Genomic DNA, 14,594 nt, shown 5'->3' with positions numbered 1-14,594 from the left:
GCGGGCTGGATGGTCGCCGTACGGTCGTCCATCATGATGATGTCGGCCTTGTACTTGTCGACGTTCTCCCAGCTCAGCGACTCGTACCAGCCGCCGCTCGCCTTCAGCACGGACGCCGAGGGCTCGACGAGGTTCACGCCGAGGGCCTTGAAGTACTCCAGGTCCACGGAGAGGTCGGAGCCGGAGACGTAGAACAGGTCCTGGGCGGCGGAACCGGCCATCACCGTGATGTCGGGGTGCGCCTTGGCGGCGGCGCGCAGCCGGGACGACGCCTCCTCGAACCGCTTCTTCGCGGCGGTCACGTTGCTCGCCGTCATGTCCGCGCCGAGCGACTCGGCGAGCGCCCAGACGCGCTGGAGCGGGACGGTCAGCTGACGGTCGTAGGCCGAGATGCCGACGCTCGGGGCGAGCTTGGCGATCTTGTCCTTGGACTCCTCCGGGACGTACCAGAGGGTGCCGGCGCCGTCGAACATGGTGGTGACGAGGACGTCCGGCGCCAGCGCCGCGTACTTCTCGACGTTGAACTGCCCCCACTCGTTGCCGAGGACGGTCAGCTTGCTGATGTCCATGTCCCCGGCCTGGACATCGGCCTTGCCTGCCTTGGTCCTGGTCGGCCCGAAGACGCCCTTGACGCTGATGCCGTAGTCGTGGAGCGCGGCGGCGACGCCGACGAACGCGACGATGTTCGCCGGGATCTTGTCCAGCTTCACCGTGGTGCCCCGGTCGTCCTTGAACGTCCAGGGACCGGACTTGGCGGCGGCCGTCGTCTCCTTGCCGGAGGAGCCACCGCTTGTGCCGTCGTCACCGCAGGCGGCAAGCGCGGCGCCGAGACCGAGGGCGCCACCGGCGGCGAGGACGCCACGGCGGGTGAGGTGGGCTGCTCTGACGTTGGACATGGCTGTGGCTGCTTTCGGACGCGCGGGAACACCGCTGGACGGGACCGAGATTAGGTTAGCCTAACCTCAGATAATGTCCAGGTCCGGTCCCTGCGGCGTCCGTTCACGGCCACCGGGGACGAATGCGGTAGCTGTGCCGGGCCCAACGGCCGGGCGGGCCAGGCGCGGAGCACCGAGCTGATGGGGCGTTACAGGGCGCACAAGCGGTCGCCGGTGCCGGTCACGGCGTGCGTACCCGGCCGCCGGCCGGGAGGCGGACCCCGTGAAACCGGCTCACGCCGTGGCGACGGCCGTCGCGGCGTGGACGGCCGTCAGGAGCGAGGCGCCCGCGATCATCGTCCACTTGCGCGTGGCGACCCCGATGGCGGCGTCGCCCACCTGGGCCGCGGCGGCCGCGGAGAGGATGAGCGAACCGGCCGGCCCCGGCCACGCGATCGGCGCGAAGAGGGCCGCCAGCCCCAGCGGCACTGCCCTGGTCGCATACATCCAGCCGTAGAAACGTTCCCCGGCGCTCGGCGTGCCGCTCTGGCTCAGCGCCGCCGGGCGCACCCCTCCCACCAGCGCGAAGGCGATGCTCGCGACAGCGGCGACCGCGTTGGCCGCCGACAGGGCGTTCACCCGGCGTAGTCGGTCGACGGTTCGGTGCCGTACTTCGTCCAGACCGCCGCGACGGTGTCGTGCGACAACGGCTGCCCGGACTCGACCATCGCCTTGAGGTCGCGGAAGTACTGCACGTACAGGTCCGGGGTGAAGGTGTTGAGCATGACCGCGGTCTCGTCGGTCACGTTGGCGAAGGTGTGCGGTGCGCCCGGCGGGACCATGACCCATGTGCCGGCTTCGGCGTCGTGGTCGTCCTGCCCGACGGTGAACCGCACGCGGCCGGACAGCACGTAGAAGCCTTCGTCGTGCTGTGCGTGGCGGTGCTGCGGCGGGCCCGGGGTGTGCGGGGGGATGGTGATCTCAGCCATTCCCAGCCGGTGTTCGGTGCTGCTGCCGTCCTCGAGGATCCGGATCGTCGACGGTCCGCTGGCGATGAGCTCGCCCTCGCCGGGCCTGATGATCGACACCTTGGCCATGAAGCCTCCCTGCCTGGGTGGTTGCGAACACCAGGACCATATGATCGGTCCGGATCTCCATGCAAGTCTGCTCTCAAAAAAAGAGTCGACTCTCATGGAGGTGGTCTCGCCGTTATGCTCTGGGTCGGCAGGAAAGGACGATCATGGCCGAGCGGAGTCGCCCGAACGGGCTCAGCAGTCAGATGGAACGCACCAGGTCGGCGATCGTGGCGGCGGCCCGCGAGCTTGCCGACACCGGGGCGGAGATCACGATGCCGAAGGTCGCGGCCGAGGCGCGGGTCTCGGAAGCGACCGCCTATCGCTACTTTCCCGATCTCCTCTCGCTCCTGCGTGCCGCCGTCATGACGGAGGATCTGGTCGCGGTCCTGCGATCGGCGACGCGCAGCGACGACCCGGTCGAGCGGATCGGGCAGGCCGCGGAGATCCTGGGCCGGGCGGTGCTGCGCAGGCAGGGCGCCGTCCGGGTGGTCGTCGCCGCCACCCTTGCGAAACCCTCGACGGCCAAGGACCGTCCCGCCCACCGCTTCGGACTCATCAGGCACGCTCTCGCCCCGTGGGCCGACAGGTGTGACCCCACGCTCCACGCGGACGTGGAACAACTGGTACGTGGTCTCGTCCTCGTGATCAGCGCCGAGTCGCTGTTCGCTCTGATCGACCTCTGCGGCCTGACCCCTGACGACGCGGTCGCCGGCCTGGTGACGACGGCACGGCAGATGACCGCGGCAGCGGTTGCGGCCATCCCCGCGGGCCCCGCCGCGTGATCGGAGAGGCTGGGGGCATGCTGCTGCCGCTGACTCACGGAAAGACCGAACTCGTCGAGGTCGTCCGCATCACCGACCCCGTCAGGCACCTCGGTTCGCAGGACCTGGCCGGCGACACCGTCGCGATCTGGGAGGGGGACGAAGCCCGGCAGGCCCTGTCCCTGATCTCCGGCCTGCCGGGAAGCGAGCCGTACCGCTGCTTCCTCCCGGGCTGGGGAATCCGGGCGCACGGCTCCACCAGTCGGCTCTTCGAGATCGCCTTCTGCTTCCGCTGTCACGGTGCCCGTGTCCGGGGGCCGGGTCTACCCGCCGGACAACAGACGCAGACCTTCGACGCGGAGAGCCCTGACGCACGCGAACTGCTCCACCGGTTCCGCTCCTGCCTGCCGGACTGACGGACCGGTCCCCGCCGCCGGAGGGGCGGGTCACCTGCCCTCCTGGCGGCCCCCCACCGGGAAGAGCATGCAGCTGCTGGTGGCGTGGGCCAGGAGGCGGTCCTCGGAGTCGCGGAGTTCTGCCTGGGCGAGGGCGGTGCGGCGGCCGCTGTTGAGGACGGTGCCGGTGGCGCGGACCTTGCCGGTGTCGACGGTGATCGGGCGCAGGAACTTCAGGGTCAGGTCGATCGAGGTGTAGCCGGTGCCCTGCGGCAGCACGGACTGCACCGCGCAGCCGGCCGCGGAGTCGAGGAGCGTGGCGTAGACGCCGCCGTGGACGCTGCCTATCGGGTTGTAGTGCTCCTCGCCCGGCACCAGTGCGAAGACCGCCCGGCCGTACTCGGCCTCCTCCAGGGTGAAACCCAGGGCGGCGGCGATCGGCGGGGCGGGCAGGCGGCCGGCCAGGATCTCGCGGAGGAAGCCGAGGCCGCTGTGGTGCGGGACGGCGCCGGCGGAGAGGGCGGGGTCCTCCCAGCCGAACGTGCGTGACCTGGGCTCCTGCCCGGGGCGGAAGTCGAGCGTCAAGGCAACTCCTCGTGGTGGGTGAGCGCGGACGGCGTGGCCGTCCCGCGGGTGTCCCGGTCGCCGTCGGGTCCGGGGCCGTCCGGGCCGACACGGATGAGACCCGGGCCGGCGTCGACGACCGATTCCCCGCGCCGCACGTCGTGGCCCTCGTCGCAGCGCAGCACCGCGTGCACCGCGGCGCCGCAGTCCTTGTGGCGCACGACCAGCGGGGGCCCCTGCTCGTCCGCCGCCCAGGTGTCGCCCCAATCCCGCAACGCCGTGAGCACGGGCAGGAAGTCCCGCCCCTTCTCGGTCAGCCGGTAGGCGTACCGGGTCCGCTGGCCGGGTTCCTGGTAGGGCACGCGTTCCAGGAGCCCGGCGGCGGTCAGTTCCTTCAGGCGTACCGAGGCGGTGGGTTCGCCGATGCCCACCCGTCTGGCGAAGTCGTCGAACCGGCGGGTGCCGAAGAACGCCTCGCGCAGGATCAGCAACGCCGTCCTGTTGCCGGCGATCTCCAGGGTCCGGGCGACGGAGCAGTTGGCCATGGACCACGCGTCCCGTTCCCGCAGCAGGTCCGTCATCGCTTCACCCTCCACCTGACTTGCCTCATGCGAAGCCAGCCTATAGCGTCACTGCTGACTTATCCAACCGTAAGTCAGCTCGGGCCTCCCGTGGCGCCCCGCCCGCTACCCGCAGCTCGGCTGAGACGAGGACACGATGGTTTCCACCCCTTCTCCCGCCCCGGGCCGCCTCGAGCCGGCGGCCGACGGCCGGCTCCCCGCCCAGCAGCCCTCCCGGCGCGCGGCGGCCGTCACCCTCGTCGCGATGTGCCTGGGCGCCATGACGACCTTCCTGCTGATCACCGCGTCGGTGTCGGCGCTGTCGGCCATCCAGGACGACCTGCACGTCTCCCCGACCGGCCTCGTCTGGATCCCCTCCGCCTACACCCTGCTCGTGGCCAGCCTGGTGATGTCCGCCGGCACCATGGGCAACCTCTACGGCCGCAAGCGCGCCTTCCTCGCCGGGGCCGCGGTCATGATCATCGGGTCGCTCACCGTCTACGCCGCGGGCTCGACCGGAGGCGTCATCGCAGGCCAGCTCGTCTCCGGCCTCGGCGGCGCCCTCATCCTGCCCAACAGCCTGGCCGTCCTGGGCGCCGCCTTCCCGGATCCGCACCGGCGCACCGAGGTCGTCACGGCCTGGGCGGCCGCCTCCGGCATCGGGCTCGCCGCCGGCCCGCTGATCGCGGGCACCCTGCTCGACCACTTCCACTGGAACACGGTCTTCCTGTCGACCGCCGCCCTCGCGGTCGTCACCATGGCCGCCGCCGTCTTCGTCACCGAGTCGCGCGGCCCGGCCGGCAAGCTCGACGTCCCCGGGCAGATCCTGGCCGCCCTCGGCATCGCCGCCCTCGTCTACGCCCTCATCGAAGGCGGACACGACGGCTACACCAGCCCCCGGATCCTGATCGCCTGGTCCGTCGCGGCCGCGGCCCTGAGCGGATTCGTCCTCGTCGAGCGGGCCGCCCGCACCCCCATGCTGGACATGAGCCTGTTCCGGTCGGCGTCGTTCAGCGCCGTCATGTTCGTCGCTGCCGTCTCCCTGTTCGGCTTCACCGGGGTGGCCATCCTCTCGGTGCTCTTCTACGAGCGCGTCCAGCACCTCTCCGCCCTGGACGTGGGCTGGCGACTGCTGGCCTTCTTCGGCGTCTACGTCGTCGTCGCCTACGCGACCGGACGCGTGATCCGGCGTACCGGCTTCAAGCTCCCGCTCACCGTGGGCTTCCTCGTCGGCGCCGCCGCCACGGCCGGATTCACCACGCTGGAGCCGGCCACCTCCTACGCCCGGGTGTGGTGGCTGTACGTGCTCTTCGGCGCCGCGTCCGGGATGGTGGCCGCGCCGAGCACCGCCGCCGCGCTGGTCAGCGTCTCCCACGAACACGCCGGCATGGCCTCCGGAGCCGTCAACGCCTTCCGCCAGATCGGGTCCGTCACCGGCACCGCGCTCCTCGGCGCCCTGCTCGCCGGCCGGCTCCGGTCCCGGCTGCCCGACCGGCTCGACGCCCACCACGTCCCCCGGGCGGCGTGGCCCGCCGTCGAGCACGCCGTCTCCACGGGCACCGGCGGTCACGGCACGACCCCGCCGGGCGTGACCGCCGCGGTGGGCGACGCCTTCACCTCCGGTGTCCACCTCGGCATGGCCGTCGTCGCCGCGGTTTTCCTGTGCGCGGCCCTGGCCTCGGCCCTGCTGGTGCGCAACCGGCCGCACCACATCACGGGCACGGCCACGGGGAGCTGACGCGCGACGCGGACGCGGCCGCGAGCATGCTCCGGCACCGAGGCGTGCCGGAGTCCGCGCCGCCGGCCGGCCTCAGCTCACCAGCCCCAGCTCCCGGGCGATGAGCATCCGCTGCACCTCGCTCGTGCCCTCCCCGATCTCCAGGATCTTGGAGTCGCGCCACATGCGGGCCACCGGGTACTCGTTCATGAAGCCGTAGCCGCCGTGGACCTGGGTGGCGTCGCGGGCGTTGTCCACGGCGACGGTGGAGGAGTACAGCTTGGCGAGGGCCGCCTCCTTCTTGAAGGGCTCGCCGGCCACCAGCCGGGAGGCCGCGTCCCGCCAGGCCAGGCGGGCCGTGTGGGCCTTCATCTCCATGTCGGCGATCTTGAACTGGATGGCCTGGTTGGCGCCGATCGGGCGGCCGAAGGCGTGCCGTTCCTTCGCGTACTTGACGGACTCGTCCACGCAGCCCTGGGCCAGGCCGGTGGCCAGGGCCGCGATGGCGATGCGGCCCTCGTCGAGGATGCGGAGGAACTGGGCGTAGCCGCGGCCCTCCTCGCCCAGCAGGTTGGCGGCGGGGACCCGGACGTCGGCGAAGGACAGCTCACGGGTGTCGGAGGCGTTCCAGCCGACCTTGGAGTAGGGGGCGGCGACCGTGAAGCCGGGGGTACCGGAGGGGACGATGATCGACGAGATCAGCGGCTTGCCGTCGGGCTTGCGGCCGGTCACCGCCGTGACGGTGACCAGACCCGTGATGTCCGTCCCCGAGTTGGTGATGAAGCACTTGCTGCCGTTGATCACCCATTCGTCGGTGGCGGGGTCCAGGCGGGCCGTCGTACGCGTGGCGCCCGCGTCGCTGCCGCCGTCGGGCTCGGTGAGGCCGAAGGCGCCGAGGATCTCGCCGGAGCAGAGCCGCGGCAGCCACTCCTGCTTCTGCTCGGGCGTGCCGAAGAGGTGGATCGGCATGGCACCGAGCGAGACCCCCGCCTCGAGCGTGATCGCCACCGACGAGTCGACCCGGGCCAGCTCCTCCAGGGCGATGCCGAGGGCCAGGTAGTCGCCGCCCATTCCGCCGTACTCCTCGGGGAACGGCAGGCCGAACAGGCCCATGCGGCCCATCTCGCGGACGATCTCGTACGGGAACTCGTGCCGCTCGTAGAAGTCGCCGATCTTCGGCGCCACGACGTCGTGCGCGAACTCCTCCACCGTACGGCGGAGTTCTTCCAGTTCGGGGGAGAGGCGGTGGTCCATGGTCGTCACTCCTGGTGGGAGAGGGCGCGGACGGTACGGGACGGGCTGGGTCGGCCCAGTTGTTCGGCCATCCACACGCTGGTGGCGGTGAGTGCGCCGAGGTCGACTCCGGTCTCGATGCCGAGGCCCTGGAGCATCCAGACCAGGTCCTCGGTGGCGAGGTTGCCGGTGGCGGACTTGGCGTACGGGCAGCCGCCGAGCCCGCCGGCGGACGCGTCGATCGTCGTCACGCCGTGTTCCAGGGCCGCGTAGGTGTTGGCGAGCGCCTGGCCGTAGGTGTCGTGGAAGTGCACGCCGATGACGTTCGTCGGCACGCCCTCCTCGTTGAGGAGGGACAGCAGCTCCAGGGTGTGACCGGGGGTGGCCACGCCGATCGTGTCGCCGAGGCTCAGCTCGTCGCAGCCCATGTCGCGCAGCGCCTTGCAGACCCGGACCACCTGGTGGAGCGGGACCGCTCCCTCCCAGGGGTCGCCGAAGCACATCGAGACGTAGCCGCGGACGTGCACGTCGGCGTCCTTGGCCCGCCGGACGACCGGGTCGAAGACGGCCAGGGACTCGTCCAGCGAACGGTTGAGGTTGGCCCTGGCGAAGGACTCGGTGGCGCTGGCGAAGACGGCGACCCGGCGGGCGCCGAGGTCCAGGGCCCGGTCCAGACCCCGCTGGTTGGGGACCAGGACGGGGAGGGCGACCCCCGGGAGATCGGCGAGCCGGGGGAACAGGTCCTCCGCGTCCGCCAGTTGGGGCACCCACTTGGGGTGGACGAAGCTGGTCGCCTCGATCGTCGTCAGGCCGGCGTCGGCCAGGCGGTGGACGAACTCCGCCTTCACGGCCGTCGGTACGGCCGTCTTCTCGTTCTGCAGGCCGTCGCGCGCGCCGACCTCGTGGATCCGGACCCGGGCGGGCAGATCCGTGGCCGGGACGACCATGGGGAGGGCGCTCTCCGGGGCGGTCATGCGGTCTCCTCCTCGTGCGGGGCGATCACGGCCAGCACCTGGTCCATGGCGACCGTGGCACCCGGCTTCACGTCGAGTTCGGCGACCGTGCCGGCGTGCGGCGCGGAGATGACGTGCTCCATCTTCATCGCCTCCACCACCAGCAGGCTCTGCCCGGCGGTGACCTCGTCCCCGACGGCGACCTTCACGACGGTCACCGTGCCGGGCATGGGCGCGGTGAGCGAGTCGGCGCCGGCGTGCGCGGTGCGGTTCAGCGAGGCGGCGACCGGGTCGTGGTCGCGGACCTGCCAGGCGTCGCCGTCCCGGCTGATCCAGTCGGCGGCGCGGTGGAAGGTGTGGCGGACGCCGTCCAGGGTGACGGACACGCGGCCGGCGGTGACGGTGTGCGTGCCGCGCGGGGCGTACTCCACCGGGTCCTGCACCCGGAGGTGGAAGCCGACGGACTTGGGAGTGCCGCCGAGGCGCCAGCCGCTGGGCACGGCGAAGGGGTCCGTCCAGCGCCCGTCCGCCGCCACCGGCCTGAGCGCCTGGAGCCGTACGGCCGCCGCCGCCTCGTAGACCTCGTCCGGTACGTCGGTGGAGACCAGGTCGTCCACCACCCGCTCCACCAGCCCGGTGTCCAGCTCCCCGGCCACCACCGCCGGATGGGCGAGGAGCCGGCGCAGGAACCCGGCGTTGGTCTGCACGCCGAGGGTGGCCGTCTCCGCCAGGGCCCCGCGCAGCTTCCGGAGCGCGGTCTCCCGGTCCGGGCCGTACGCGATCACCTTGGACAGCATCGGGTCGTACAGGCTGCCGACCTCGGTGCCCTCGCTGAGCCCGGAGTCGGTGCGGACACCGTCCCCCGACGGCTCGCGCAGCAGCAGCACGGTGCCGCCGGTGGGCAGGAAACCGCGCGCCGGGTCCTCGGCACAGATCCGGGCCTCCACCGCGTGCCCGGTCAGCCGGACGTCCTCCTGCCCGAACCCGAGCCGCTCCCCGGCCGCCACCCGCAGCTGCCACTCCACCAGGTCCAGGCCGGTGACCAGCTCGGTGACCGGGTGCTCCACCTGCAGGCGGGTGTTCATCTCCATGAAGTAGTACGACGAAGGGTCGCCGCCCGGCACGATGAACTCCACCGTGCCCGCGCCGACGTACCCGCAGGAGCGCGCCGCCTGCACCGCGGCCTCGCCCATCGCGGCCCGCGTCGCCTCGTCGAGCAGGACCGAGGGCGCCTCCTCGATCACCTTCTGGTGCCGGCGCTGGAGCGAGCACTCGCGCTCGCCGAGGTGGACGACGTTGCCGTGGCCGTCGGCCAGCACCTGGATCTCGATGTGCCGGGGGCGGTCGATCCACCGCTCGACGAGGAGGGTGTCGTCGCCGAAGGAGGCGCGGGCCTCGCGGCGGGCGGCGGCGATCTCGTCGTCCAGGACATCCAGGTCGCGCACCAGCCGCATGCCCTTGCCGCCGCCGCCGGCCGAGGGCTTGAGCAGGACCGGTGCGCCCAGCGCGCGTGCCGCGTCGGCCAGTTCGGGGTCACGGCCGCCGGGCACCACCGGCACCCCGGCCGCACTCACCGTCTCCTTCGCCCGGATCTTGTCGCCCATCAGCGCGATCGCCTCGGCCGGCGGGCCGATGAAGACCAGCCCGGCCTCCTCGCAGGCCCGCGCGAAGCCCGCGTTCTCGGCGAGGAAGCCGTAGCCCGGGTGGACGGCCTGGGCGCCGCTGCGCGCGGCCGCCTCCAGCAGCCGCGCCACGGACAGGTAGCTCTCGCCGGCCGGCGCCGGACCGATCCGGACCGCGGTGTCGGCCTCGCGGACGTGCCGCGCGTCCGCGTCGGCGTCGGAGTACACGGCCACCGAACGGACGCCCAGCGAGCGCAGCGTGCGGATGACCCGGACGGCGATCTCGCCCCGGTTGGCCACGAGTACGGTGTCGAACACGAGTCCCCTCCTCACATCCGGAAGACGCCGAACTGGGGCTCACCCAGCGGCGCGTTGCCACAGGCCGTCAGGGCCAGTCCCAGCACCTGCCGGGTGTCGAGGGGGTCGATGACCCCGTCGTCCCAGAGGCGGGCGGTCGCGTAGTAGGCGTTGCCCTGGCGCTCGTACTGGGCGCGGACGGGCGCCTTGAAGGCCTCCTCGTCCTCGGCCGGCCAGGACTCTCCCCGTGCCTCCAGCTGGTCCCGCTTGACCGTGGCCAGCACGCTGGCGGCCTGCTCGCCGCCCATCACCGAGATCTTGGCGTTGGGCCACATCCACAGGAAGCGGGGGGAGTAGGCCCGGCCGCACATGGAGTAGTTGCCGGCGCCGTAGGAACCGCCCACGACGACGGTCAGCTTCGGGACCCTCGTGCAGGCCACCGCCGTCACCATCTTCGCGCCGTGCTTGGCGATGCCGCCGGCCTCGTAGTCCTTGCCGACCATGAAGCCGGAGATGTTCTGCAGGAAGACGAGCGGGATGCCGCGCTGGTCGCACAGCTCGATGAAGTGGGCGCCCTTCTGGGCCGACTCGGAGAAGAGGATGCCGTTGTTGGCGACGATGCCGACCGGGTGGCCGTGGATGCGGGCGAAGCCGGTGACCAGGGTCTGCCCGAACTCGGCCTTGAACTCGGCGAACCGGGAGCCGTCGACGACCCGGGCGATGATCTCGCGGACGTCGTAGGGGGTGCGGGAGTCGACGGGGACGGCTCCGTAGAGGCCGTAGGGGTCGACCTTGGGCTCGGTGACGGGCGCGACCTCCCAGGGCAGCGCGCGCCGGGCCGGGAGGGTGGCGGCGATGTTCCGGACGATCCTGAGCGCGTGCGCGTCGTCCTCGGCGAGGTGGTCGGTGACACCGGAGACCCGGGAGTGGACCTCGCCGCCGCCCAGCTCCTCGGCGGTGACGACCTCGCCGGTCGCGGCCTTCACGAGGGGCGGACCGCCGAGGAAGATCGTGCCCTGGTTCCGGACGATGACCGCCTCGTCGCTCATCGCCGGGACGTACGCGCCACCGGCGGTGCAGGACCCGAGCACGGCCGCGATCTGCGGGATGCCCGCCCCCGACATCCGGGCCTGATTGTAGAAGATCCGCCCGAAGTGGTCGCGGTCCGGGAAGACCTCGTCCTGCAGGGGGAGGAAGGCGCCGCCGGAGTCGACCAGGTACACGCACGGCAGCCGGTTGTCGAGCGCCACCTCCTGCGCCCGCAGGTGCTTCTTCACGGTCATCGGGTAGTACGTGCCGCCCTTGACCGTGGCGTCGTTGGCGACGATCACGCACTCGCGGCCGCTGACCCGGCCGATCCCGGCGATCACGCCGGCCGCCGGGGCCGCGCCGTCGTACATCCCGTCGGCGGCCAGGGGGGCCAGCTCCAGGAAGGGCGACCCCGGATCGAGCAGGGCGTCCACCCGGTCCCTCGGCAGCAGCTTGCCGCGTGCGGTGTGCCGGGCCCGCGCCTTCTCGCCGCCGCCGAGCGCGGCCGCGGCGAGCTTGGCGCGCAGCTCCTCGACGAGGACGCGGTGCGCCTCCTCGTTGGCCCGAAAGGCCTCCGACGCGGGGTCCGCCGCGCTCGTCAGCTCCGGTGCCTGGTCCATGCCGCGATCCCCTCACCTTGTTAATGAGCGTTAACGCATTGCCTTCAGGTTAACGACCGCTAACCACCCTGTCTAGAATTGCCTTCATGGTCACGAGAACCGACGCCCCGACCCGCCGCGAGCAGATCCTCAAGGAGGCCGCCCGGCTCTTCGCCGAGCGCGGCTTCCACGGGGTCGGCGTGGACGAGATAGGGGCCGCGGTCGGCATCAGCGGGCCCGGTCTCTACCGGCACTTCGCGGGCAAGGACGCGATGCTCGCGGAGCTGCTGGTGGGGATCAGCGGGCAGCTGCTGACGGGGGCCAAGCGCCGCCTGGCGGAGGCCGACGGGGACACCGCGCCCTCGGCGGTCCTGGACTCCCTCATCGAGGGTCACATCGACTTCGCCCTCGACGACCGTCCACTGATCACCCTGCACGACCGGGAGCTGGACCGCTTGCGCGACAGCGACCGCAAGCTGGTGCGGCAGCTCCAGCGGCAGTACGTCGAACTGTGGGTGGAGGTGGTCCGCGGCGTCTACCCGGCGCTCCCCGAGCCCGCGGCCCGCTCGGCGGTCCACTCCGTCTTCGGCCTCCTGAACTCCACCCCGCATTTGGGCCGACCGGGTTCCCTCCCGGGCCGCGGCGCCACAGCGGTCCTCCTGCACCGCATGGCGAGGGGCGCCTTCGGTGCGGCGGCGGAGGAGTGACGGCCGGAGGTCTGCCGTCAGGCGTGACGAGCGTTACCCCCGCGGCGGGGTTCCCGCCCTGGACCCGTCGGCCTACCCGCCGGTACCTTGGATCTGAGCAAGCGCTTAGACATGCCGAAGTCCTGGAGGTGGCGGCCGTGCGCCGTACGTTGTTCGACGAGGATCACGAGGCGTTCCGGGAGACCATCCGCGCCTTCATCGAGGCCGAGGTCGTACCCGTGTACGACGAGTGGTTCGCCGCGGGCCAGGCCCCCCGTGACTTCTACTACAAGCTCGCCGAGCTCGGCGTCTTCGGTATCCGCGTCGACGAGGAGTACGGCGGCGCCGGCATCGACTCCTACAAGTTCGAGGCCGTCCTGTACGAGGAGACCGCCCGCGCGGGCGTCGCCTTCGGCGGCTCCGGCGTGCACGTGCTGCTCGGCCTGCCGTACATAAAGCTGCTGGCGACGGACGAGCAGAAGAAGCGCTACCTGCCGAAGTTCGTCTCCGGCGAGGAGATGTGGGCGATCGCGATGACCGAGCCGGGCACCGGCTCCGACCTCGCGGGCATGAAGACCACCGCCAAGCTCAGCGAGGACGGCACGCACTACGTCCTCAACGGCGCCAAGACCTTCATCACGGGTGGCGTGCACGCCGACCGCATGATCGTGTGCGCCCGGACCTCCGCGCCCACCAAGGAGGACCGCCGGCACGGCATCTCCCTGTTCGTGGTCGACACGAAGGCGGAGGGCTACTCGGTCGGCCGCAAGCTCGACAAGCTGGGCCTGAAGACCTCCGACACCGCCGAGCTCGCGTTCGTCGACGTCAAGGTGCCGGTCGAGGACCTCCTCGGCGAGGAGAACAAGGGCTTCTACTACCTCGGCCACAACCTCGCCTCCGAGCGCTGGGGCATCGCCTTCGGCGCCTACGCGCAGGCCAAGGCCGCCGTCCGGTTCGCCAAGCAGTACGTGCAGGAGCGCGTCGTCTTCGGCCAGCCCGTCGCCGCCTTCCAGAACACCAAGTTCGAGCTGGCCGCCTGCCAGGCCGAGGTGGACGCCGCCGAGGCCGTCGTCGACCGGGCGACGGAGGCTCTCGACGCCGGTGAGCTGACCCCCGCCGAGGCCGCCAGCGCCAAGCTGTTCACCACCGAGGTCGCGCACCGCGTGATCGACCGCTGCCTCCAGCTGCACGGCGGCTACGGCTTCATGAACGAGTACCCCATCGCGCGCCTGTACGCGGACAACCGCGTCAACCGCATCTACGGCGGCACCAGCGAGATCATGAAGACGATCATCGCGAAGGACATGGGTCTGTAGGGCCACCGCAACAACCCGCCAGTAGAAAAGGTGCCATGAACCAGGCACTAAGTGATCTCCTCGACCTGCTCGACCTGGAGCAGATCGAGGAGAACATCTTCCGCGGTCAGTCCCGGTCCGCCGTCGTCCCGCGCGTCTTCGGCGGACAGGTCGCGGCCCAGGCGCTGGTCGCCGCCGGGCGCACCGTCCCGGCGGACCGGCACGCCCACTCGCTGCACGCGTACTTCCTGCGTCCCGGCGACCCGGGCGCACCCATCGTGTACACCGTCGAGCGCATCCGCGACGGCCGTTCCTTCACCACCCGGCGCGCGATCGCCGTCCAGCACGGCCGGCCGATCTTCGCCCTGTCGGCCTCCTTCCAGCTGGACGAGGAGGGCCTCGACCACCAGGCCCCGATGCCCGCGGCCCCCGACCCGGCGACCCTGCCCACCTCGGCGGACCGCTTCCGCGACTACGACCACCTCGATCCGGCCGTCGTGGAGAAGTTCCTGGAGGCCCGCGAGGCGATCGACCTGCGGTACGTCGAGGAGCCGCCGTTCGGCAAGTACGGCGAGCCGCGCGAGCCGCACAGCCAGGTGTGGTTCCGCACCAACGGCAAGCTCGCCGACGACCCCCTGCTGCACGTCGTCCTCGCGACCTACGTCTCCGACATGACCCTCCTCGACTCCGTCCTGCTCGCGCACGGCCGCGGCGGCTGGGCGGTCGGGGACGTGGTGGGCGCCTCCCTCGACCACGCCATGTGGTTCCACCGGCCGTTCCGCGCCGACGAGTGGCTGCTCTACGACCAGGAGTCGCCGTCCGCGCACGGCGGCCGCGGGCTCGGCCAGGCGCGGATCTACACCCGGGACGGTTCACTCGCGATTTCCGTGATCCAGGAGGGTGTGGTCCGGGTCCCCAGGTAGAACTGGGGC

At 71.7% G+C, this 14,594-nt stretch carries 15 protein-coding genes; 6 read left to right on the top strand and 9 right to left on the bottom strand.

The window, feature by feature from the left end:
* From JF597_RS37130 to JF597_RS37120, 3 genes are all read right to left on the bottom strand, one after another.
* On the bottom strand, positions 1-896 hold an 896-nt coding region (locus tag JF597_RS37130), incomplete at its 3' end, for an ABC transporter substrate-binding protein (protein ID WP_294005933.1).
* 273 nt (positions 897-1,169) lie between these two features.
* The gene (locus JF597_RS37125) at positions 1,170-1,514 is read right to left on the bottom strand and encodes a hypothetical protein (protein ID WP_294005930.1); all 345 of its coding nucleotides are present in this window, start codon (positions 1,512-1,514) and stop codon (positions 1,170-1,172) included.
* Entirely contained in the window at positions 1,511-1,972 is a 462-nt protein-coding gene (locus JF597_RS37120) for a cupin domain-containing protein (protein WP_294005926.1), read from the bottom strand. Before JF597_RS37120 ends, JF597_RS37125 begins: the two co-directional genes overlap by 4 nt.
* A gap of 143 nt (positions 1,973-2,115) precedes the next feature.
* Between JF597_RS37120 and JF597_RS37115 the strand changes: the two genes are divergently transcribed.
* The gene (locus tag JF597_RS37115) at positions 2,116-2,733 is read left to right on the top strand and encodes a helix-turn-helix domain-containing protein (protein WP_294005923.1); all 618 of its coding nucleotides are present in this window, start codon (positions 2,116-2,118) and stop codon (positions 2,731-2,733) included.
* Positions 2,734-2,750: 17 nt separating this feature from the next.
* The gene (locus JF597_RS37110) at positions 2,751-3,128 is read left to right on the top strand and encodes a hypothetical protein (RefSeq protein WP_294005920.1); all 378 of its coding nucleotides are present in this window, start codon (positions 2,751-2,753) and stop codon (positions 3,126-3,128) included.
* A gap of 30 nt (positions 3,129-3,158) precedes the next feature.
* Here JF597_RS37110 and JF597_RS37105 read toward each other — a convergent pair whose 3' ends face one another.
* Both JF597_RS37105 and JF597_RS37100 read right to left on the bottom strand, forming a co-directional pair.
* A complete protein-coding gene (locus JF597_RS37105) occupies positions 3,159-3,692 on the bottom strand; it encodes a PaaI family thioesterase (RefSeq protein ID WP_294005918.1) in 534 nt (177 codons plus the stop codon).
* Positions 3,689-4,252 (bottom strand): helix-turn-helix domain-containing protein, encoded by a 564-nt coding sequence (locus JF597_RS37100; protein WP_294005915.1) that lies wholly within the window; start codon positions 4,250-4,252, stop codon positions 3,689-3,691. Before JF597_RS37100 ends, JF597_RS37105 begins: the two co-directional genes overlap by 4 nt.
* Positions 4,253-4,388: 136 nt before the next feature.
* Between JF597_RS37100 and JF597_RS37095 the strand changes: the two genes are divergently transcribed.
* The gene (locus tag JF597_RS37095; RefSeq protein ID WP_294005912.1) at positions 4,389-5,969 is read left to right on the top strand and encodes an MFS transporter; all 1,581 of its coding nucleotides are present in this window, start codon (positions 4,389-4,391) and stop codon (positions 5,967-5,969) included.
* 72 nt (positions 5,970-6,041) lie between these two features.
* On the opposite strand, the gene JF597_RS37090 is transcribed toward JF597_RS37095, so the two are convergent.
* From JF597_RS37090 to JF597_RS37075, 4 genes are read right to left on the bottom strand one after another with little or no spacing between them, the layout of a single operon-like run.
* Positions 6,042-7,202 (bottom strand): acyl-CoA dehydrogenase family protein, encoded by a 1,161-nt coding sequence (locus tag JF597_RS37090; RefSeq protein WP_294005909.1) that lies wholly within the window; start codon positions 7,200-7,202, stop codon positions 6,042-6,044.
* A 5-nt stretch (positions 7,203-7,207) separates the two neighbouring features.
* Positions 7,208-8,155, bottom strand: coding sequence for a hydroxymethylglutaryl-CoA lyase (locus JF597_RS37085; RefSeq protein WP_294005906.1), 948 nt, complete (start codon positions 8,153-8,155; stop codon positions 7,208-7,210).
* Positions 8,152-10,074 carry an acetyl/propionyl/methylcrotonyl-CoA carboxylase subunit alpha gene (locus JF597_RS37080; RefSeq protein ID WP_294005903.1) on the bottom strand — a complete coding sequence of 641 codons (1,923 nt, stop codon included), beginning with the start codon at positions 10,072-10,074 and terminating at the stop codon, positions 8,152-8,154. The genes JF597_RS37085 and JF597_RS37080 overlap by 4 nt, the downstream gene beginning before the upstream one ends.
* 11 nt (positions 10,075-10,085) lie before the next feature.
* A complete protein-coding gene (locus JF597_RS37075) occupies positions 10,086-11,702 on the bottom strand; it encodes a carboxyl transferase domain-containing protein (RefSeq protein WP_294005900.1) in 1,617 nt (538 codons plus the stop codon).
* An 86-nt stretch (positions 11,703-11,788) separates the two neighbouring features.
* On the opposite strand from JF597_RS37075, the gene JF597_RS37070 reads away from it, so the two are divergent.
* The 3 genes from JF597_RS37070 (at position 11,789) to JF597_RS37060 (ending at position 14,585) form a co-directional block, all read left to right on the top strand.
* Complete coding sequence (locus JF597_RS37070) at positions 11,789-12,388, top strand: TetR/AcrR family transcriptional regulator (RefSeq protein ID WP_294005897.1); 600 nt, start codon at positions 11,789-11,791, stop codon at positions 12,386-12,388.
* 137 nt (positions 12,389-12,525) lie between these two features.
* On the top strand, positions 12,526-13,683 hold the full coding sequence (locus JF597_RS37065) for an acyl-CoA dehydrogenase family protein (protein WP_294005894.1): 1,158 nt from the start codon (positions 12,526-12,528) through the stop codon (positions 13,681-13,683).
* A 35-nt stretch (positions 13,684-13,718) separates the two neighbouring features.
* On the top strand, positions 13,719-14,585 hold the full coding sequence (locus tag JF597_RS37060; RefSeq protein ID WP_294005891.1) for an acyl-CoA thioesterase II: 867 nt from the start codon (positions 13,719-13,721) through the stop codon (positions 14,583-14,585).
* Positions 14,586-14,594: the final 9 nt, after the last annotated feature.

It is taken from the genome of Streptomyces sp. (genome assembly GCF_019510245.1).
Lineage (GTDB): Bacteria > Actinomycetota > Actinomycetes > Streptomycetales > Streptomycetaceae > Streptomyces.
The sequence above is the reverse complement of the archived record's forward strand: the minus strand, read 5'-3'. Positions and strand labels throughout refer to the sequence as shown.